Source organism: Pseudomonas sp. 58 R 12 (assembly GCF_900005865.1).
GTDB classification, from domain to species: Bacteria; Pseudomonadota; Gammaproteobacteria; order Pseudomonadales; family Pseudomonadaceae; genus Aquipseudomonas; species Aquipseudomonas tritici.
Genome location: NZ_CVTP01000013.1, coordinates 70,251 through 90,743, shown reverse-complemented (window position 1 = coordinate 90,743; position 20,493 = coordinate 70,251). Strand labels below are relative to the sequence as shown.

Below are 20,493 nucleotides of genomic sequence, written 5' to 3'. Positions count from 1 at the left end.
CGTCCTGAAGGTAACAAATAGGTTACTAATCAAGCAAGCGAGCGATCCTGACTTACCGAATGAAATTTGCCAACGCGATGAGTGTTTCATCAGGCGACGAGAGTTCCCGATCTACTTGAGCCAACACGGGCCGCTTCAACACCAACACCGGTACTCCGCGCTCCCGCGCCACCTCCAACTTCGGCTCGGTTGCGCTGCTGCCGCTGTTCTTGCTGATCAACACATCGATCTGCCGTCTTTCAAATAGCGCCCGTTCGTCTTCAATCAGAAACGGTCCGCGTGCGCCGATCACTTCACACCGCTCATTCCCCGGATACACATCCAGCGCACGCAACGTCCAGAACTGCTCCGGCGGGATTTCGTCGAGATGCTGCAACGGCTCACGCCCCAGCGTGAACAATGGGCGTTTGAAGGGTTTGAGCGCTTCGATCAACGAGGTCCAATCACCCACCTCGCGCCAATCATCCCCCGCCTGCGGCTGCCATGCCGGTCGGCGTAACGCCCAGCACGGCACATGGCTTAACTGCGCAGCCTCGGCGGCATTGCGGCTGATCTGCGCCGCATACGGATGAGTCGCATCGAGAATCAAGCTAATCGCCTCATCCCGAACAAACTGCGCCAAACCCTCAGCGCCACCGTAACCGCCGACCCGCACTTGGCAGGTCAGATCAGTAGGCACGCGGCCAACGCCGGCCAAGCTGTAGATATGCTCCGGCCCCAAGGTCCGTGCGATAGCCAGCGCTTCAGTCACGCCGCCCAGCAGCAGGATGCGCTTCATAGCGGCTTGACCACTTCCAGCAAGGTGATCGGCAACGCCTGGCGCCAGGTATCGAATTCCCCCAGCGGCTGAGCCTGCGCCACATGGATGCGCGTCAGTTCGCCGCCGTGCTGCGCGCGCCAAGCCGTCAGGGTCATTTCACTTTGCAGGGTCACTGCGTTGGCGACCAATCGCCCCCCAGGCCGCAGGTGTTGCCAGCAGGTGTCGAGCACGCCTTCGCGAGTAACGCCGCCGCCGATGAAGATCGCGTCCGGTGCTTCCAGGCCGAGAAGCGCATCGGGCGCCTTGCCGCGAACCAGTTGCAAGCCAGGCACGCCAAGGGCGTCGCGGTTGTGTTCGATCAGGCCTTGGCGGCCCGCATCGCCTTCAATCGCCACTGCACGGCAGCTCGGATGAGCGCGCATCCATTCAATCCCAATGGAGCCGCTGCCCGCGCCCACATCCCACAGCAGTTCGCCGGGCATCGGGGCGAGGCGGGCGAGGGTCATGGCGCGCACGTCGCGTTTGGTCAGTTGGCCGTCATGTTTGAACGCCGAATCCGGCAGGCCGGCGAGGCGCGACAGGCGCGCAGTATTCGCGTCGGCCAGGCAGTCGATGGCGACCAGATTCAAATCAGCGACCAAGCTGTGTTCCCACGCCTGCGCCAGCCCGTCGAGACGCCGCTCATCCGTGCCGCCCAAGTGTTCAAACACGCTCAACCGGCTCGGCCCGAACCCGGACTCAGCCAGCAACGAGGCAATCAACGCAGGGCTGCGACCGTCATTACTCAACACCAACAATCGCACACCACTGGCCAGATGCGCATTCAGCGCCGCCAACGGCCGCGCCACCACGGATAACGTCACCACCTCCTGCAACGGCCAGCCCAGCCGCGCCGCCGCCAGGGACACCGACGAAGGCGCCGGCAATATCAGCAACTCATCCACCGCCACCTGTCGCGCCAAACTCGCCCCCACGCCATAGAACATCGGATCGCCACTCGCCAGCACACACACCGGCTCCCCGCGCCGCGCCAGCACCGGCTCCAGCGAAAACGGGCTCGGCCACACCTGGCGCTCGCCACGAATACACACCGGCAACAGGTCCAACTGGCGCTGACCTCCTATAATCCGCGTGGCGCGCAACAGGGCATGCCGGGCATTCCTGCCCAGCCCCTTGAAGCCGTCTTCACCGATGCCTACAACCGTCAGCCAGGGCGACATATGAATTCCTTGAACGACATCCGACGGGCAGGCTTTTCATGCCGCCGGACAAAGCAGGCATAATACCGCGCCTTTACCCGCGAACCGGTAGCCCCGTGAACCAGACGCCCGCTGTGAATACCTTGCGCCCCTCGGCTTGTCCGGGGTTGCTGCGTATTGTCCAGGCGCTGGACGGTGGCATTTGCCGGATCAAATTGGCCGGTGGTTCGATCACCGCAGTGCAGGCCCATGCGGTGGCGGACGCGGCCCAGGCCTATGCCGGTGGGGTGATTGAGGCGACCAACCGCGCCAACCTGCAGATTCGCGGGATCGGTGCCGAAGAGCACGCCTTGATCGCCATGCTGCTGGCCGCAGGCCTAGGCCCCAGCAACGCCGCTGGCGACGATGTGCGCAACCTGATGCTCAGCCCCAGCGCCGGTATCGACCCGCAGATGCTGTTCGACACCCGCCCGCTGGCCGATCAGATCCTCGCCACCCTGCAAAACCACCCACGTTTCCATGAGCTGTCGGCAAAGTTCGCTGTGCAGTTGGATGGCGGTGAAGCGCTGGGGATGCTCGAACATCATCATGATCTGTGGCTTTCGGCGTTTGTACGCGATGGTGAGACGCTCCTCGCATTCGGCCTGGCCGGTTGCCCTGGGCTGGATGCACCGTTGGCGGCTGTGCCATTGGAGCAGGGCCATGCGCTGGTGGTGGCGGTGCTGGAGGCGTTTCTTGACCTCGCCACTCCGGAACAAACCCGCATGCGTCATCTGCCTGTGGATAACCTGCTGAGCCGCTTGCACCTGAAGCTACTGCCGGTCGACGGCTTCAATCGCCCGCCCAGTGGTGCTTTGCTGCACCTTGGGACTTATCCACAGACGCAAAAAAATCAGTTCTATGTCGCTGCCATCGCACCCTTGGGTCGCCTGGATTCGGCGATGCTTGCGGGCGTCGCACAACTCGCCAGCGAGTACGGCGACGGCACCTTGCGTTTCACCCCTTGGCAGGGCGTGCTGCTGCCCAACGTCGAAAAGCCTCACGCCGTGACCGAGCGCCTAGCGCAGCTGGGCTTCCTCTGCTCAGTTGACCAACCCCTGGCGCGCATGACTGCCTGCACCGGTTCCAGGGGCTGCGGCAAAGCGCTGGCCGACACCAAGGCTGATGCGGTGCAACTCGCCGCGCTGAAACCCGATCACGACGTGCACCTGTCCGGCTGCCCACGTTCCTGCGCCGCCGCACACGTTGCGCCGGTGACATTGCTGGCCGTGAGCCCCGGCCACTACGACCTCTATTTCCGCGAAGCAGCCCATCCCGGTTTCGGCCGGTTGCACGCGCGCAACCTTTCTATTGAAGCGACGGGCGCCTTGCTGCGCGCTCGCCCACGGAGCAACACCGATGATTGATTACATCCGCGATGGTCAGGAGATCTATCGCAACTCCTTCGCCATTATTCGCGCGGAAGCCAAGTTGGACCGCATCCCGGCCGACCTGGAAAAACTCGCGGTGCGCGTGATTCATGCCTGCGGCATGGTCGATGCCATCGACGGCCTGCAGTTCTCCGAAGGCGCAGGCAAGGCCGGGCGCGATGCGTTGGCCGCTGGCGCGCCGATTCTGTGTGATGCGCGGATGGTGTCCGAAGGCGTGACCCGCACACGCCTGCCGGCTAACAATCAAGTGATCTGCACCCTGCGTGACGACAGCGTGCCGGAGCTGGCACGGGCGTTGGGCAACACCCGTTCCGCTGCCGCCCTGGAACTCTGGCGCCCGCACCTGGAAGGCAGCGTGGTGGTGATCGGCAACGCGCCGACCGCGTTGTTCTACCTGCTGGAGATGCTTGATGCTGGCGCACCAAAACCGGCGTTGATCCTCGGCTTCCCGGTCGGCTTTGTGGGCGCCGCCGAATCCAAGGCGATGCTGGCCGCCGACAGCCGCGGCGTGCCATTCGTGATCATGCAAGGCCGCCTGGGCGGCAGCGCGATGGCCGCCGCAGCGGTGAATGCCCTGGCCACGGAGGTCGAATAATGCAGGCACGCGGACGCTTGATCGGCTTGGGCGTTGGCCCCGGTGATCCCGAACTGATCACCCTCAAGGCGCTGCGCCTGCTGCGCGAATCGCCTGTTGTGGCGTACTTCGTGGCCAAGGGCAAGAAGGGCAACGCCTTCGGCATCATCGAAGATCACCTGGTGCCGCAGCAGACCCTGATGCCGCTGGTGTACCCGGTGACCACCGAAGCGCTGCCGGCGCCGATGTCCTACGAGCAAGTAATCAGCGATTTCTACGACGCCGCCAGTGTCGACGTCGCCGCGCATTTGGACGCTGGCCGCGATGTGGCGGTGATCTGCGAAGGCGACCCGTTCTTCTACGGCTCCTACATGTACCTGCACGACCGCCTCGCCGAACGCTACGAAGCGCAAGTCATCCCAGGCGTGTGCTCGATGCTAGGTGGCGCCTCGGTGCTGGGTGCGCCGTTGGTGTATCGCAACCAGAGCCTGTCGGTGTTGTCAGGCGTGTTGCCACATGAGGACCTCAAGCGGCGCCTGGCGGATGCCGACGCGGCGGTGATCATGAAGCTGGGCCGTAACTTCCCCAAAGTGCGCCAGGTGCTCGAAGAACTCGGCCTGGCCGGGCGTGCGCTCTATGTGGAACGCGCGACCATGGCCAACCAGAAAATCGTGCCGCTGGATCAGGTGGAACCGATGTCGTCGCCGTATTTCTCGCTGATCATCGTGCCTGGCGAACGGTGGCAAGGTTGATGCGCCCGGCGATTGTCATCCTGGGGCAGGGCAGCCTGGCGACTGCGCGCCAGATCCAGCAGGTTTACCCAGGCGCGGTGATCCACGGCTTGGCCGGACGTGTTGAAGGGGCTGACCAGGCCTACAGCGAGTTCGGCGCGACCCTGCGCCAGCTCTATCAACACGGCACGCCGCTGATTGCCCTGTGCGCCGCCGGCATCGTCATACGCACCCTGGCGCCGTTGCTGCTGGAGAAAGGCGAAGAACCCGCCGTGCTGGCCGTGGCCGAAGACGGCAGCGCAGTGGTGCCGTTGCTCGGTGGCCTTGGCGGTGTGAATGTCATGGCGCGCGAAATCGCCGCTGCCTTGAACGTTGCCGCTGCAATCACCACCAGTGGCGAGCTGCGTTTTGGCACCTGCCTGCTTAATCCACCGATGGGTTATGAGCTGGCTGATCTGGAGCTGGGCAAGCGGTTTGTCTCGGACTTGCTGGCCGGCGAAAGCGTGCGCATCGAAGGCGCGGCGCCGTGGCTGGAGCAGGCCAACTTGCCTCAGGATCAACAGGCGCGCCTGGCGATTCATGTGGGCAGCGCCGAGCGCACGCCTGCGGCCAATGAATTGTTGATCTACCCGAAGAATGTATGTGTTACGTGCAAACCAGGCGTGCAATTGGCTGAGCGTGTGCGCACGGCCTTGCATAAGGCGGGTATCGCCGTGCAATCCCTGGCCTGCTTGCTGGCCAGTGATACGCAAATGGCCGAAGCATCGTTGCATGAAGCGGCTCTGGAACTCGGCGTACCGCTGCGGTTTGCCAGTGTTACCCAGGACGCCGACATCCTCATCAACGTTGCCGAGCAACCCCTGGACCTGGCGCAAGTCGGTCGCCCCCGTGGCCGACTGGCCGTGATCGGCCTGGGCCCCGGCGCTGCCGAATTGATGGTGCCCGCGGTGAAAGCCGAACTGGCGCGTTGCACCGACGTGCTCGGCTACGAAACCTACGTGCGCATGGCCGGGCCGTTTCGCGACGATCAGGTGCAGCACTGCACTGACAACCGCGAAGAAATGCAGCGCGCCCGTCACGCCTTCGAGCTGGCCGCGCAGGGCCGGTCGGTGGTGGTGGTGTCGTCCGGCGACCCAGGCGTGTTTGCCATGGCTGCCGCCGTGATCGAGGCCTTGCACGAGTCCAGCGACCCGGCCTGGCATCAGGTCGACCTGCAAATCCTGCCCGGCGTCTCGGCCTCCCTGGCCACTGCGGCCCAGGCCGGTGCACCGTTGGGCCATGACTTCTGCGTGATGTCGCTGTCGGACAACCTCAAGCCCTGGTCGATCATCGAGAAGCGCCTGGACCTGGCGTCCCAGGCCGATCTCGCCCTGGCGTTCTACAACCCGATTTCCCGTTCGCGCCCGTGGCAACTGGGGCGTGCCCTGGAAATCGTCGCGCTGCATCGCACGCCGCACACACCGGTGGTGCTGGGCCGCGATATTGGCCGTCCGGGGCAGACCTTGCGTGTCACCACGTTGGGGCAACTGACGCCGGACCAGGTGGACATGCGCACCATGGTGCTGATCGGCTCGTCCACCACCTGCACATTCCCCCGTGCCAGTGGCGGTGAATGGGTATACACACCGCGCTGGTATGGCGAGAAACCTGCCTGCTGAAAACGGCCTGCAGGTTGCCGGAAAGCTCCGAATGATCCAGGGATATTCCTGGCGTTGTTCGGGGCTTTTTCTTTTTTTTGCGACGAAGTCTGGAGGCTCACCCGTTACGCCACGCGATTGCTGGGCGCGGTAGTTTTACGTGGCGCGCCAAGGGATGTTTGTCGTCTGGTAAGCCCGTTGGTGGGTGGACTAGGGTGGACATAAGCCCCGAGTTGGGGTGCTTGTGGAGAGTCAAAATGGAGCGACATCACAGAAGGATCAACAGTAAACAAAGGCGCAAATTGATTGCCGCCTACAAACTGCCGGGAGCGCCAGGAGCGCTGAAGGCGTTGCCGATGGACACTGAGGACGATTTCAACGCGGCGGTGGTCAACAACAGCGTGATTTCGTTTGCCGATGGCCTGTCGGGCTTGAACCGGGAATACATTCGAAAGAGCTATCTGCTGGCCAGCAGCTACGTCAGCGATGTGTTGAAAATCCAGCGCGGTACCGAGGGCTGGTACGAGGAATTTATCAAGGTGATGGTCGGTTTGGGCTGGCTGCCGGTACGCAGCCGTTTCGAGCGGGTCTCACGTTCGGGCAAGGGGCTGACCGTGCAGTTGGCGGTGTTGAATATCATCGCCGCCATGCTGGCGTCGACGTCATTGTCGGCAGCGTTGCTCACGGCTTTGCCTAAATTGGCCGCCGATGCATTGGAGGCATTGAAGCAGGCGCCTGCGAATTTCGAGCTGTTCAAACGCAACAGCGCGGTACACCAGGGCGGTGATTTCGGCCTGGCGTCCTGTGCCGAAACAGAGGGTGAATTGATGATGGTGCTGGTGACCTACAGCACTCACAGCGTGAGTAAACAGGTAGGGCTGCCATTCCTGGAGTGGGACAGTTCCTCGTTCGAGGCCTTCAGCGGGCAGACGTGCCTGGTGCTGAATACCTCGGTGGTCAACGAAAAGACTATCCAATTGATGCGCGAGAGCGCGGGTGACAAGGTGCAACTGGCGATCGCCAAGTACCGGATCTAGGGCACCAGGTAGCCGCGCACCCCGGTAAAGATGATTTGCGCGGCCAAGGCGCACACAAACAATCCCATCAACCGACTGACAATCTGCAAGCCCTGGTCACCGAGGATGCGTTCGATACGGTTGGACAGGTAAAGCACCACGCCGACCGTGAGGCTGGCCAGGGCGATGCTGACGATGGCGGTGAGCTTGTCATCCCAGTGCGGCTGGCTCACACCCATCACCAACAGTGCGCCAATGGTGCCGGGGCCGACGGTGAGGGGAATGGTCAGCGGTACGATGGTCACGTCCTGCTGCACGTTGTCGGTCTGCACAGCCGATTTGCCTTGGGCCATGCCCAGGGCCGAGATAAACAGCACACTGCCGGCGCCGATGCGGAAGGCGTCGACGGTGATGCCGAACACGCTGAAAATCACTCGGCCGAACAGGTAGAGCAACACGCTCGAGACCAGGGTCGCCAGCGCCACTTTCCAGGCCAGGCGCCGCCGCTCTTTGCTGGAGTAGCCGCGAGTGAGGCTGATAAAGCAGGACAGCACGAAGAACGGGCTGTAAAGCACCAGCATTTTCAGGTAGACGCTGAATAACACGTGGAGCATGTGAGTGGCTCGCGGCAGAGAAAGAGTTGGGGAAGTCTATCAGGCGACAGAGACCAAATGTGGGAGCGGGCTTGCTCGCGAATGCGGTGTGTCAGTCAATGCATCTTTAACTGATCCACCGCATTCGCGAGCAAGCCCGCTCCCACATGGGGACTGTCTTTCAAGTCAGGAGGGCGCGTGCTCCGGGCGCTGCTGACGCTGCGCCACCCAGAACTCCACCAGCTCGCGCAACTGCGACAACTCCACCGGCTTGGCCATATGCCCGTCCATACCGGCCTGGCGTGCGCGCTCTTTATGTTCCGAAAGGATATGCGCCGTCAGCGCCACCACCGGTGTGCGAATACGCTGGTGGCTGACTTCCCACGCACGCAGTTGCTGAGTCGCCGAGAAGCCATCGAGGATCGGCATTTCACAGTCCATCAACACCAGGTCATAACGCTGGGCTTTCATCGCCTCCAGCGCTTCTTCGCCGTTGCTGGCGGTGTCCGGGTTGAGGTTGAGCTTACCGAGCATGCCACGGATCACTTTAGTCGAAATGCTGTTGTCTTCGGCCACCAGGATGCGGAAATCGCTGGGTACGGTGACGGCGGCTGGCGTGCTGAGCACCGCGCGCGGTTGCACGTTGCCCTTGCTGCGCTGGGTCAGTTCATCCGCCAAGGTAGTCTTGAGTGTGTAACCGGCGACGGGCTTGGCGAGGATGCGTTTGATCCCGCAGTTGCGCGCGATGATCTTGCTCGGCGCATTGCTGATGCCAGTGAGCATGATCAGCAGGATGTCGTGGTTCAGGCTTGGGTCTTCCTTGATCTTCGCCGCCAGTTGCATGCCGGTCATGCCGGGCATGTTCTGGTCCAGCAGCACCACGTCGAAGTAGTCACGCAGGTGCGCCTTGGTGCGCAGTAACGCCAGGGCTTCCTTGCCCGATGGCACGGCGCTGACGTTAAGGCCCCAGGCCGAGCATTGCTGCACCAGCACTTTGCGGCAGGTGTCGTTGTCGTCCACCACCAGCACCCGCGCGCCCTTGAGCGGGCCGTCGAGGTCGGAGGTCGGGTGTTCCAGGCGTTCCGGGTCCAGCGGCAAGGTCAGCCACAGGGTGCTGCCCTGATGGCTGCCGCTCTTGATGCCGAACTCGCCGTTCATCAGCAGGATCAACTGGCGGGCGATAACCAGGCCCAAGTGGCCGTTCAAGCGGGTGGCCGAGAAGAAATTCTTGCTGTGCAGTTCGCTGTGCAGCAGGGCGTCGCGCTCGGCCGCTTCCATCGGCAGGCCGCTGTCCTGAACGGCAATGCGCAGGCGTGGCTTGGTGCTGCGGTCGTCCAGGGCAACCACGATCAGCACTTCGCCTTCGTCGGTTTTTTGCAGGGCATTTTCCAGCAGGCTCAACATGGCCTGACGCAGGCGCGTCGGGTCGCCGCTGATCACGCGGGGCACCTGGGGCTGGATAAAACTGATCAGTTCGACGTTCTGCTGTTCGGCCTTGGCGCGGAAGATGCTCAGGCAATCTTCGATCAGCGCATTGAGGTCGAACTGCACGTCGTCCAGTTCTATCTGGCCGGACTCCAGCTTGGAGATGTCGAGGATTTCGTTGATCAGGGTAAGCAGTTCATTACCTGCGCTGTGGATGGTTTGCACGTAGTCGCGCTGTTTCACCGACAGCGGCGTGCCGAGCAGCAGCTCGGTCATGCCGAGCACGCCGTTCATGGGGGTACGGATTTCGTGGCTGATCTTGGCCAGGAACTCGGCCTTGGCGGCGATCTCGGCATTGCTCGCTGCCAGGTCGCGACTGAGGCTGAAACGTGCCTCGACAATCGCGCGCTGGCGTTCGCCCAACGCCAGGCTCATCAACAAGCCGCTGAGGCAGATGAACGCCAGCAGCGTGACGATCAGGCCCTGGGGCGAAATCATCGTCAGGCCAAGCAGCGCCGGCAGGATGATCAGCGTACCGATGTTGAATACCACCATTGCCGCCACGAACAAGCGTGCCGGGCGGTAGCCTTTCTGCCAGTGACAGGCCGAGATAAACAGCATGCTCAAGCCAGCCAGGGCCACCAGCGCGTACGTGATGATGTTCAGCGGCAGGGTGTTGACGAACAACAGCAGCAGGCCGCACAGCACGATGACCAGGATGTCGGCCATCAACAGCTTGTTCAGTGGATGTGGGCCCAGAGGCATGAAGAAACGGTAGGCAAACATCAGCCCGCAGGGCGCGGTCAGCAGCAACGCCAGGTAGGCGCCCGGTGTCTGGATCGCATGCCAGTTCGGCAGCCATGGGCCCACCAGGTTCAGCAATAGCGCCAGGCTGAGCATCAACAGCGCTTCGCAGGCCGCCAGCCACAGGCTGCTGCGTGAGCGGTGGTAGGCGAAGCGCGTGAGGTTGTGCAGGATCAGCATCAGCAGGCAGCCGAACAATAGGCCGTAGATCAGCGTCTGGGTCTGGTCGGCGGCGGCGAGCACAGCCGGTTCCAGGGTGATATACGGGCGCAGTTCGTGCTCCGAGACCAGGCGCAGGTAGACCTCTAACGGTTTCTGGCTCTGGGGCATCGGCAGCATGAAGTCGCTGCTGGGCAACGGCCGCTCAGTCTGGGGCTGGCGCGTGCCGGTGCTCTGTTGTTCCACCAGGGTATCGCCGTCCAGTACATAGAGGCTCAGGTGGGACAAATCCGGGGCAAATACCCGCAACACTTGCTCGTGTTTGCCGGGTTGCAACTTAAACCGTATCCACAGCGCGCCGTTCGGTTCCGCGGCGCTGATGCGGTCCAGTTCGATGGGGCTGAATTGATTGGTGTAGCGTGAAGAGCGGATGTCGCTCAACTGCAGGTCGGCCTGTTCATCAAGCAATACTGCCCAGCCACTGCCTTGCGCGGCAGCCTGGGCCGGGAACAGGCAGAGCAGCGTCAGCAGGCTGACAGTAAAACCTATGGCGATCCTGAGCCAGCGCACGGCGAAATCCCTTCGTAGGTTGATGCACGGGGTAACTATGCGCGGGGAGGCCCGTATACGGCAAGGGCCAGAGGCCCTTGCCTAGCCGAACGGATAGCTACTGACGTCGGCGGCTTAGCTGTTTTCGCCACGTTCGCGGGCGATGGCGCGGTAGCCGATGTCTTTGCGGTAGAAGCAGCCTTTCCAATCGATTTTCGCGGCCAGCTTGTACGCTTGCTGCTGCGCGGCGTCGACACTGGCGCCCATGGCGGTGGCGCACAACACACGGCCACCGGCGGTCACGACCTGGCCATCCTTCAGCGCGGTGCCCGCATGGAACACCTTGCCTTCCAGCGTCGCGGCAGCGTCGAGGCCTTCGATGACGTCGCCCTTGGCGTAGTCGGCAGGGTAACCACCGGCCGCCAGCACAATGCCAACGCTCGGACGTGGGTCCCACTGCGCTTCAACCTTGTCCAAGGCCTGTGCCAGGGCGGCTTCCACCAGCAGCACCAGGCTCGATTGCAGGCGCAGCATCACTGGTTGGGTTTCCGGGTCGCCAAAGCGGCAGTTGAACTCGATGACTTTCGGGTTACCGGCTTTGTCGATCATCAAACCGGCGTACAGGAAACCGGTGTACACATTGCCCTCATCGGCCATGCCGCGCACGGTCGGCCAGATCACCAGGTCCATCACGCGCTTGTGCACGTCGGCGGTGACGACCGGGGCAGGGGAGTAGGCACCCATGCCGCCGGTGTTCGGGCCGCTGTCGCCGTCGCCGACGCGTTTATGGTCCTGGCTGGTGGCCATCGGCAATACGTTCTTGCCGTCGACCATCACGATAAAGCTGGCTTCTTCGCCGTCGAGGAACTCCTCGATCACCACGCGGGAACCTGCGTCACCGAAAGCGTTGCCGGCGAGCATATCGCGCACGGCGTCTTCGGCTTCTTGCAGGGTCATGGCGACGATCACGCCTTTGCCGGCGGCCAGGCCGTCGGCCTTGATCACGATGGGCGCACCTTTTTCACGCAGGTAAGCCAGGGCCGGCTCGATCTCGGTGAAGTTCTGGTAGTCGGCGGTCGGGATCTTGTGGCGCGCCAGGAAATCCTTGGTGAACGCCTTGGAACCTTCCAGCTGGGCAGCGCCGGCGGTTGGGCCGAAGCAGTCCAGGTTGCGGCTGCGGAACAGGTCCACCACGCCGGCAACCAATGGGACTTCCGGACCGACGATGGTCAGGGACACATTCTTTTCAGCAAAGTCGGCCAGTTGTTCAAGGGCGAGCACGTCGATAGCAACGTTCTCGCACTTGGCTTCAATGGCGGTGCCGGCGTTGCCGGGTGCAACGAAAACTTTCTGGACGCGCGGGTCTTGGGCAACTTTCCAGGCCAGGGCGTGTTCACGGCCACCGCTGCCAATGATCAAAACATTCATTTCAAAAACCTCTGGGAAACGCTGTGCTTCACTGTAGGAGCGAGCTTGCTCGCGAAGATCGTCAACGATAACGGGGGAAACCTGACACCCCGTGGCGCTCTCGGGCTTTTCGCGAGCAAGCTCGCTCCTACAGTCGAAAGCAGTGGTGTTTAGTGACGGAAGTGGCGCATGCCGGTGAATACCATGGCAATGCCGGCTTCATCAGCAGCGGCGATCACCTCGGCATCACGCATCGAACCGCCCGGTTGGATCACGGCGGTCACGCCGGCTTTCGCGGCATTGTCCAAGCCATCACGGAACGGGAAGAACGCATCGGAAGCCATTACCGAACCCACGACCTGCAAACCGGCGTGTTCAGCCTTGATCGCGGCGATACGCGCCGAGTTCACGCGGCTCATCTGGCCGGCACCGACACCGATGGTCTGGCGGTTCTTGGCGTAGACGATGGCGTTGGATTTAACGTACTTGGCCACTTTCCAGGCGAAGATCAGGTCGTTGATCTCTTGCTCGGTCGGTGCGCGCTTGGTCACCACTTTCAGGTCTTCGCTGCCGATCATGCCGATGTCGCGGCTCTGTACCAGCAAGCCGCCGTTGACGCGCTTGTAGTCCCAGGCAGCGGCGCGGTCAGCCGACCACTCGCCGCACGCCAGCAGGCGCACATTGGCCTTGGCGGCGACGATGGCGCGGGCTTCTTCGCTGACGCTTGGCGCGATGATCACTTCAACGAACTGACGCTCGACGATCGCCTTGGCGGTCTCGGCATCCAGCTCCCGGTTGAAGGCGATGATGCCGCCGAACGCCGATTCGGTGTCAGTGGCGTAGGCCAGTTCGTAGGCCTGGCGGATACCGCCTTCTGCGTCCGGGCTCACGGCCACGCCGCACGGGTTGGCGTGCTTGACGATGACGCAGGCCGGCTTGACGAAGCTTTTCACGCATTCCAGCGCGGCGTCGGTGTCGGCCACGTTGTTGTAGGACAGCTCTTTACCTTGCAGTTGGGTCGCGGTGGCGATGCCGACTTCGGCCGGTTTTGCCTCAACGTAGAACGCCGCGCTCTGGTGCGGGTTCTCGCCGTAGCGCATTTCCTGGGCCTTGATGAACTGGCTGTTGAAGGTGCGCGGGAACTGGCTGCGGCCTTCGGTGCTCAGGGTCTCGGCCGTTTGGTTAACGGTGCCCATGTAGTTGGCGATCATGCCGTCGTAGGCGGCGGTGTGTTCGAACGCCTTGAGCATCAGGTCGAAACGCTGGGCGTAGGTCAGGCCACCGGCTTTCAGGCTTTCGAGCACGTTGACGTAATCGCTGGCGTTAACCACGATGGCCACGTCTTTGTGGTTCTTGGCCGCCGAGCGAACCATGGTTGGGCCGCCGATATCGATGTTTTCGATAGCGGTCGGCAGGTCGCAGCCCGGCTTGTTGATGGTGGCTTCGAACGGGTAGAGGTTAACGGCCACCAGGTCGATCGGCTTGATGCCGTGTTCGGTCATGATCGCGTCGTCGATGCCGCGACGGCCGAGGATGCCGCCGTGGATTTTCGGGTGCAGGGTCTTGACCCGGCCGTCCATCATTTCTGCGAAACCGGTGTAGTCCGCCACTTCCACTGCGGCCACGCCGTTGTCCTGCAGCAGTTTGAAGGTCCCGCCCGTGGAGAGGATTTCCACACCCAGGGCTTCCAGCTCCCGGGCAAATTCGAGGATCCCGGTCTTGTCGGAAACACTGATCAAGGCGCGGCGGATCGGCAGGCGGGTAGTCTGGTCGGTCATTTCAATTTCCATCAAAAGCAAAGGAGTCAGCAAAAAAGGCGACCGGTTTTACGCGGGCGCCTTTCTGGTTTGATTGAATGCTTACAGCAAATCGTATTGCTTGAGCTTTTTGCGCAAGGTGCCACGGTTGAGGCCCAGCAGCTCACTGGCTTTGGTCTGGTTGCCCTTGACGTAGTTCATCACGCTTTCGAGCAAGGGCGCCTCGACTTCGGAGAGCACCAGGTTGTACACGTCCGTGACGGAAGCGCCCTCAAGGTGGGCGAAATAATTGTGCAGCGCCTTCTCGACACTCCCGCGAAGGGTTTGGCCTTCTTCGCTCGGCGTGTTGAGGTGCTGTTTCAAATTGACGTTGTCGCTCACGGGTGCTGTTCCACTCACTAAAGTCTCGGTCATCATCGTCATGCGGCCACCCCCTTTGCATCCCCTGTTCCCAGGCTGTTGTCACGTTCGGCGAAGAACTCACGAACGGTGGCGACCTGTGCCTGCGTTTCATCCAAACGATTGAACTGGGCGCGAAACTCCTTGGCGCCCGGCAAGGTTGCGAGATACCAGCCGACATGCTTGCGAGCAATGCGCACGCCCATCACGTCTCCGTAGAAAACGTGCAGGGCATTCAAATGCTCTAGCAGAATACGTTCCACCTCGACCAACCCTGGCGCCGGTAACATTTCGCCGGTACGCAGGAAATGCTCGATCTCACGAAAAATCCACGGCCGCCCCTGGGCGGCCCGGCCAATCAACAAACCATCGGCGCCGGTTGCGTGCAGTACGCGCCGGGCTTTCTCGGCTGAGTCGATGTCGCCATTGGCAAACACCGGCATCGACACCGCCTGCTTGATCGCAGCAATGGTGTCGTACTCGGCTTCACCGGTGTAAAGGTCGGCGCGGGTGCGGCCATGCACCGCCAGCGCTGTAATGCCTGCCTGTTCGGCGATCTTCGCCACCACCAGGCCGTTCTTGTTCTCCCGGTCCCAACCGGTGCGAATCTTCAGGGTGACCGGCACATCCACTGCGGCGACAACGGCCTGCAGGATCTCGGCAACCAACTGCTCATCTTTCAACAGGGCGGAACCGGCGGCCTTGTTGCAGACCTTCTTGGCCGGGCAGCCCATGTTGATATCGATGATCTGCGCCCCCAACTCCACGTTGGCCCGGGCCGCATCCGCCAGCATTTGCGCATCACCGCCGGCGATCTGTACCGAGCGGGGCTCGGGATCACCTTCGTGGATCATGCGCATCCGCGATTTGCGGGTGTTCCACAAGCTCATGTCGCTGGTGACCATTTCCGAGACTACTAGACCCGCGCCCAAACGCTTGCACAGCTGACGAAAGGGCTGGTCGGTGACGCCCGCCATCGGGGCGAGAATCAAGCCGTTCTGCAATGTGTATGGGCCGATGCGTACCGCCGACATAGGACTTCCCTGTTGTGGGGCCGGATCATTAGAGTTCGAAAAAGGGTTGGCATGATACCCGCTCTCGATGACTGGATAAAGGCTGAATTGGATAAAATCTGAACAGTTATTTTCTTATCGCCACCGGTTTGGTTGCCGATGGTCCAGCCATTCAATCCGCGAGGCGGGCCTTGATTTACTCGGGCGAGTGAAAGCTCAGGCTGTAATTCACCGCTTTATTGCCCGGATCGAGGATGTCCAGGGAGATGTGGATCGGGACCTGTGATGGCATTTCGCTAACGCCGGCCAGTTCGCCGCTGAGGTATTCGGCGGGTTTGAAGCGACGACTGGCAATCAGGCCGCCGTTCAAGTCGGCAAAACGCAGCTCCAACAGCGGGAAGGGCTGGGAGAAGGTCGCGCGGTTATAGATGATCGCGTCCACTACCAGCGCCCCGGCGAAGTCCGGGTGGCTGCGCACCACCAGGTTGCTGCTCTTGATATGGGCAATATCGACCCGTGACGGCACGGTGCAGCCCAGTGTAGGGCACAGTTCCTGGAACCAGGGGCGATAGGCGTCCTGGCGGGCCAGCTCGTCGAATTGGTAGGCGATGTACTGGCCTGCGAGACCGGCGGCGGCGATCAGTACCAGCAACAGCCAGATCAGGCGACGGCCCAGGCTGGCCGGACGCTTTTGCGCGTAGAGGTGCAGCGGGTCGTCTTCGAGATCCAGCAGTTGGTCGTCGTGCACATTCGTTTCGGCGCGCGGGCGCTTGCGCCGGGGTTTGGGGCGTTCTTCGGGTTCAACGTCATCGGCCGACTGGGTCAATGGCGTGAATGGCGGATCGGTGTCGTCATCTTCTGGCGTTGAACGCAGTGGCGGTTCATCGTCGATATCGTCGGTGTGGAACGACATGGACGGTTCGGTGCGCTGCTTGGTCGCAGGTGCGTTCGTCGGCTCGGGTTCGGCTTCAGTGCTTTGGGCACGCTCTTCAGGCGGTTCGCTGAACAGGCTGGCGGCCCATTTTTCTTCTTCGGCTTTAACCGTGTCGCGGCTGGCGCTGAAGGATTCTTCTTTTTGGCGACGCTCGGCGCCGGGCTGGCGACGTTCTGCACCCGCCGGCAGCGTGTGCTGAATCTCGCGACGTTCCAGCTTGGCCAGCTCTTCGTCCAAGTCAAGGTTGTCCAGGTCCAGCTCTTCGGCGGTCCACTGCTTCTGGCTGATTGCCCGCGGTGCCTCAAGTGTGATCTCTGGAACAGGCTCGGCAGCAGGCAGATCAGGCAGATCAGGCTGCGGCGCCGGCACTTGGCCACGCTGCTCCAGCAACTGGCGAGCTGCATTGAACACTTGCAGGCACGAGCCGCAGCGCACCACGCCGCGGGCCACGCTCAATTGGGCGTGGTTGACGCGAAAGCGCGCTTGGCAATGCGGGCACTGGGTGACGAAACTGTCGGTCATGCGGCCATCCGATTCAGGCAAGCGCTCATTCTAGCGCCGACGACCGCTGATGCGTACCCAGCCATCACGGTTAGCGATGGGGTCCAGCTCGAAATCCTGCGCGTAGGCAGCGGCGACGTCTTCGCCTTGCTCTGCGAGGATGCCCGACAGCGCCAAACGGCCGCCCGGCTTGACCAGGCTGGACAGCTGCGGCGCCAGGGACACCAGCGGCCCGGCGAGAATGTTCGCCACGAGCACATCGGCCTGCACCTGGGGCAATTGCTCTGGCAGGTAGAGTGGGAATTTGCTTTCAGGAATGTTGTTGCGTCCGGCGTTATCGCGGGAGGCTTCCAGGGCCTGTACGTCGATATCGGTGCCCACGGCTTCCTTTGCGCCGAGCAGCAGGGCGGCAATTGCCAGGATGCCCGAGCCGCAGCCGAAGTCCAGCACGTGGCTGTCGGTCAGGTCCTGGCCGTCCAGCCATTCCAGGCACAGGGCGGTGGTCGGGTGGGTGCCGGTGCCGAACGCGAGGCCCGGGTCCAGCAGCAGGTTGACGGCATCCGGCTCAGGCGCGGCGTGCCAGCTTGGCACGATCCACAGGCGCTGGCCGAAACGCATCGGCTGGAAGTTGTCCATCCAGCTGCGTTCCCAGTCCTGGTCTTCGATCACTTCGCTGTGATGCTCCGGCAATGGGCCGCCGGTGAGCAATTCCATGTGGGCCAGCACGGCGGCAGCGTCGGTGCCGTCTTCGAACAGGGCCAGCAAATGGGTGTGGGACCACAGCGGGGTGGTGTTGAGTTCAGGTTCGAAGATCGGTTGGTCTTCGGCGTCCATGAAGGTGACCGAGACAGCGCCCACTTCGAGGAACGCGTCTTCATAGGTTTCGGCTTGTTCTGGGCTGATGGCGAGACGGACTTGCAGCCAAGGCATGGCGGGCACCTTTGAAAAAATGAGTGTGCAGCGGGGTTGGGCTGCGAAAGGGCGCAAGTTTACGCGAGCGGAGGGCAGAAGACGACTGTGCCGACGATATGCGGTGCAGGGGATACACACACAACAAAATGTGGGAGCGGGCTTGCTCGCGAAGGCGGTGTATCAGTCATCACATGTATGACTTGACACACCGCCTTCGCGAGCAAGCCCGCTCCCACAGGGGATGGTGTTTTTCCACAGAAACCGGGGGAGTAGAAACAACAAAGCCGCCCGAAGGCGGCTTTGTTGGGTGGAGCACTTACTGGTTGGCCAGCTTGTGTTCCAGGTAGTGAATGTTCACACCACCCTCGCAGAAGCCTTCATCACGAACCAGGTCCCGGTGCAGCGGGATATTGGTCTTGATGCCGTCGACCACGATTTCGTCCAGGGCATTGCGCATACGGGCCATGGCCTCGTCGCGGGTGGCGCCCCAGGTGATCAGCTTGCCGATCAGCGAGTCGTAGTTGGACGGAACCTTGTAGCCGCTGTACAGGTGCGAATCGACGCGAACGCCGTTGCCGCCTGGCGCATGGAAGTGCTTGACCAGGCCTGGACTCGGGATAAAGGTTTTCGGGTCTTCGGCGTTGATCCGGCACTCCAGGGAGTGGCCGTGCATCTTCACGTCGTCCTGGGTAAAGGACAACACGTTGCCAGCGGCGATGCTCAGCATCTCCTTGACGATGTCGATACCGGTGACCATCTCCGAAACCGGGTGCTCTACCTGCACACGAGTGTTCATCTCGATGAAGTAGAAACGGCCGTTCTCGTAGAGGAACTCAAAGGTACCGGCGCCACGGTAGTTGATGTCGATGCACGCCTTGACGCAACGAGCCAGTACTTCCTGGCGCGCTTTTTCGTCCAGGCCGGGTGCCGGTGCTTCTTCCAACACCTTCTGGTGACGACGTTGCAGCGAGCAATCGCGATCGCCGAGATGGATGGCGTGGCCTTGGCCGTCGGACAATACTTGCACTTCCACGTGACGTGGGTTTGTCAGGTACTTTTCCAAGTAGACCATCGGGTTGCCGAACCAGGCGCCCGCTTCGGAGCGCGTCTGCTTGGCGGCTTCGATCAGGTCTTCTTCCTTGTGCACCACACGCATGCCGCGACCACCACCGCCACCGGCGGCCTTGATGATCACTGGGTAGCCGACTTCGCGACCAATGCGCAGAGCGGTTTCTTCGTCTTCCGGCAGCGGGCCGTCGGAGCCAGGAACGGTGGGCACGCCGGCCGCGATCATAGCGTCCTTGGCCGACACCTTGTCGCCCATCAGGCGAATGGTTTCGGCTTTCGGGCCGATGAAGGCGAACCCGGATTTTTCCACCTGTTCGGCGAAATCGGCGTTTTCCGCAAGGAAACCGTAGCCCGGGTGGATGCCATCAGCGCCGGTCACTTCTGCCGCGGCGATGATGTTCGAGACTTTCAGGTACGAGTTCGTGGCCAGTGGCGGGCCGATGCAGATGCTTTCGTCCGCCAGTTTCACGTGCATCAATTCGGTATCGGCCGTCGAGTAAACAGCGACGGTCTTGATGCCCTCTTCCTTACAGGCGCGCAGGATACGCAGCGCGATCTCGCCGCGGTTAGCGATCAGGACTTTTTGCAGTTTCTTCGCAGGTTTCAACATCGAAGGCGCTCCGCGGTTCAAACGATGGTGAACAGCGGCTGGTCGTACTCAACCGGCTGACCGTTTTCTACCAGGATGGATTCGATGACGCCGGCTTTCTCAGCGGTGATGTGGTTCATCATCTTCATCGCTTCAACGATGCAGATGGTGTCGCCCACTTTCACCGTCTTGCCGACTTCAACGAAGGCTGGCGAAGTCGGTGCCGGGGTACGGTAGAACGTACCGACCATTGGCGACTTGACCACGAAACCGTTCAGCACAGGCGCTGCGGGTGCTGCAGGTGCAGCGACAGCAGGTGCGGCGGCCGGAGCAGCAGCGGCCGGAGCCGGCGCTTGCATCTGTGGCGCGTAGAACTGTTGGGCCGGAGTCTTGCTGTGACGGCTGATCCGTACGGACTCTTCGCCTTCCTTGATTTCCAGCTCGTCGATACCGGATTCTTCCAGCAGCTCGATCAGTTTCTTAACTTTACGGATATCCATGAATCATCAACTCCCAAGGGTCGGTCAGGGGCGCTTGGCCGGTTGTTCAAGCTGTTCCAGGGCGGCCTCCAGGGCCAGTCGGTAACCGCTGGCGCCAAGGCCGCAGATCACTCCTACCGCTACGTCGGAGAAGTAAGAGTGATGGCGGAAAGGTTCACGTTTGTGCACGTTCGACAGATGCACTTCGATGAATGGGATGCTCACCGCCAGCAGCGCGTCACGTAATGCAACGCTTGTGTGCGTAAAAGCGGCGGGATTGATCAGGATAAAGTCCACGCCTTCGCCGCGCGCGGCATGGATGCGATCAATCAATTCGTACTCGGCATTGCTTTGCAGGTAGAGCAGATGGTGGCCGGCTTCACGCGCCCTGCGCTCAAGATCGAGGTTGATCTGATCCAGGGTAACTGCCCCGTAGACGCCCGGTTCACGGGTGCCGAGCAGGTTCAGGTTGGGTCCGTGAAGAACCAGTAAGGTCGCCATCGGCTGTTCCTTGTTATTGATGTGAGTACGGCAGAACCCGGCGACTATGCCGCAAA

18 protein-coding genes and 1 pseudogene are annotated in these 20,493 nt (G+C 61.9%); 6 read left to right on the top strand and 13 right to left on the bottom strand.

What is annotated here, in order from left to right; genetic code table 11:
• Nucleotides 1-52 precede the first annotated feature (52 nt).
• Both BFP95_RS06790 and BFP95_RS06785 read right to left on the bottom strand, forming a co-directional pair.
• Nucleotides 53-778 carry a cobalt-precorrin-6A reductase gene (locus BFP95_RS06790; RefSeq protein WP_065909656.1) on the bottom strand — a complete coding sequence of 242 codons (726 nt, stop codon included), beginning with the start codon at nt 776-778 and terminating at the stop codon, nt 53-55.
• Nucleotides 775-1,980 carry a bifunctional cobalt-precorrin-7 (C(5))-methyltransferase/cobalt-precorrin-6B (C(15))-methyltransferase gene (locus BFP95_RS06785; RefSeq protein WP_065909654.1) on the bottom strand — a complete coding sequence of 402 codons (1,206 nt, stop codon included), beginning with the start codon at nt 1,978-1,980 and terminating at the stop codon, nt 775-777. The genes BFP95_RS06790 and BFP95_RS06785 overlap by 4 nt, the downstream gene beginning before the upstream one ends.
• 38 nt (nt 1,981-2,018) lie before the next feature.
• Here BFP95_RS06785 and cobG point away from each other — a divergent pair, with 38 nt between their 5' ends.
• The 5 genes from cobG (at nt 2,019) to BFP95_RS06760 (ending at nt 7,368) form a co-directional block, all read left to right on the top strand.
• Entirely contained in the window at nt 2,019-3,365 is a 1,347-nt protein-coding gene (gene cobG, locus BFP95_RS06780; RefSeq protein WP_065909652.1) for a precorrin-3B synthase, read from the top strand.
• Nucleotides 3,358-3,984: a precorrin-8X methylmutase gene (locus BFP95_RS06775; protein WP_065874298.1), complete on the top strand. Its 627-nt coding sequence runs from the start codon at nt 3,358-3,360 to the stop codon at nt 3,982-3,984. The genes cobG and BFP95_RS06775 overlap by 8 nt, the downstream gene beginning before the upstream one ends.
• Complete coding sequence (locus BFP95_RS06770; RefSeq protein ID WP_065879930.1) at nt 3,984-4,715, top strand: precorrin-2 C(20)-methyltransferase; 732 nt, start codon at nt 3,984-3,986, stop codon at nt 4,713-4,715. Before BFP95_RS06775 ends, BFP95_RS06770 begins: the two co-directional genes overlap by 1 nt.
• Entirely contained in the window at nt 4,715-6,352 is a 1,638-nt protein-coding gene (gene cobJ / locus BFP95_RS06765) for a precorrin-3B C(17)-methyltransferase (protein WP_065909650.1), read from the top strand. Before BFP95_RS06770 ends, cobJ begins: the two co-directional genes overlap by 1 nt.
• Before the next feature lie 236 nt (nt 6,353-6,588).
• The gene (locus tag BFP95_RS06760) at nt 6,589-7,368 is read left to right on the top strand and encodes a hypothetical protein (RefSeq protein WP_065909648.1); all 780 of its coding nucleotides are present in this window, start codon (nt 6,589-6,591) and stop codon (nt 7,366-7,368) included.
• On the opposite strand, the gene BFP95_RS06755 is transcribed toward BFP95_RS06760, so the two are convergent.
• The 3 genes from BFP95_RS06755 to purD form a co-directional block, all read right to left on the bottom strand.
• The gene (locus BFP95_RS06755) at nt 7,365-7,961 is read right to left on the bottom strand and encodes a MarC family protein (RefSeq protein WP_065874294.1); all 597 of its coding nucleotides are present in this window, start codon (nt 7,959-7,961) and stop codon (nt 7,365-7,367) included. The two genes, BFP95_RS06760 and BFP95_RS06755, sit on opposite strands and share 4 nt — an antisense overlap.
• A gap of 165 nt (nt 7,962-8,126) precedes the next feature.
• Nucleotides 8,127-10,898 carry a hybrid sensor histidine kinase/response regulator gene (locus BFP95_RS06750; protein WP_065874293.1) on the bottom strand — a complete coding sequence of 924 codons (2,772 nt, stop codon included), beginning with the start codon at nt 10,896-10,898 and terminating at the stop codon, nt 8,127-8,129.
• Nucleotides 10,899-11,012: 114 nt separating this feature from the next.
• Nucleotides 11,013-12,305: a phosphoribosylamine--glycine ligase gene (gene purD / locus BFP95_RS06745; RefSeq protein WP_065874292.1), complete on the bottom strand. Its 1,293-nt coding sequence runs from the start codon at nt 12,303-12,305 to the stop codon at nt 11,013-11,015.
• 21 nt (nt 12,306-12,326) lie between these two features.
• Here purD and BFP95_RS29970 point away from each other — a divergent pair.
• Nucleotides 12,327-12,440: pseudogene (locus BFP95_RS29970) on the top strand (outer membrane lipoprotein carrier protein LolA); the annotation flags it as partial.
• Between the two features lie 14 nt (nt 12,441-12,454).
• On the opposite strand, the gene purH reads toward BFP95_RS29970, so the two are convergent.
• The 8 genes from purH to aroQ form a co-directional block, all read right to left on the bottom strand.
• The gene (gene purH, locus BFP95_RS06740; RefSeq protein WP_065909646.1) at nt 12,455-14,062 is read right to left on the bottom strand and encodes a bifunctional phosphoribosylaminoimidazolecarboxamide formyltransferase/IMP cyclohydrolase; all 1,608 of its coding nucleotides are present in this window, start codon (nt 14,060-14,062) and stop codon (nt 12,455-12,457) included.
• Nucleotides 14,063-14,143: 81 nt separating this feature from the next.
• On the bottom strand, nt 14,144-14,464 hold the full coding sequence (gene fis, locus BFP95_RS06735) for a DNA-binding transcriptional regulator Fis (RefSeq protein ID WP_003221275.1): 321 nt from the start codon (nt 14,462-14,464) through the stop codon (nt 14,144-14,146).
• Nucleotides 14,461-15,474, bottom strand: coding sequence for a tRNA dihydrouridine synthase DusB (dusB, locus tag BFP95_RS06730; protein ID WP_065879933.1), 1,014 nt, complete (start codon nt 15,472-15,474; stop codon nt 14,461-14,463). The genes fis and dusB overlap by 4 nt, the downstream gene beginning before the upstream one ends.
• 175 nt (nt 15,475-15,649) lie before the next feature.
• Nucleotides 15,650-16,909 carry a DUF3426 domain-containing protein gene (locus tag BFP95_RS06725; RefSeq protein WP_065879934.1) on the bottom strand — a complete coding sequence of 420 codons (1,260 nt, stop codon included), beginning with the start codon at nt 16,907-16,909 and terminating at the stop codon, nt 15,650-15,652.
• A 30-nt stretch (nt 16,910-16,939) separates the two neighbouring features.
• Nucleotides 16,940-17,818 carry a 50S ribosomal protein L11 methyltransferase gene (gene prmA / locus BFP95_RS06720; protein WP_065874288.1) on the bottom strand — a complete coding sequence of 293 codons (879 nt, stop codon included), beginning with the start codon at nt 17,816-17,818 and terminating at the stop codon, nt 16,940-16,942.
• A 298-nt stretch (nt 17,819-18,116) separates the two neighbouring features.
• Nucleotides 18,117-19,478 carry an acetyl-CoA carboxylase biotin carboxylase subunit gene (gene accC / locus BFP95_RS06715; RefSeq protein WP_003188188.1) on the bottom strand — a complete coding sequence of 454 codons (1,362 nt, stop codon included), beginning with the start codon at nt 19,476-19,478 and terminating at the stop codon, nt 18,117-18,119.
• A gap of 17 nt (nt 19,479-19,495) precedes the next feature.
• Complete coding sequence (gene accB / locus BFP95_RS06710) at nt 19,496-19,957, bottom strand: acetyl-CoA carboxylase biotin carboxyl carrier protein (RefSeq protein ID WP_065889044.1); 462 nt, start codon at nt 19,955-19,957, stop codon at nt 19,496-19,498.
• Nucleotides 19,958-19,981: 24 nt separating this feature from the next.
• Nucleotides 19,982-20,437, bottom strand: coding sequence for a type II 3-dehydroquinate dehydratase (gene aroQ, locus BFP95_RS06705; RefSeq protein WP_012721999.1), 456 nt, complete (start codon nt 20,435-20,437; stop codon nt 19,982-19,984).
• Nucleotides 20,438-20,493: the final 56 nt, after the last annotated feature.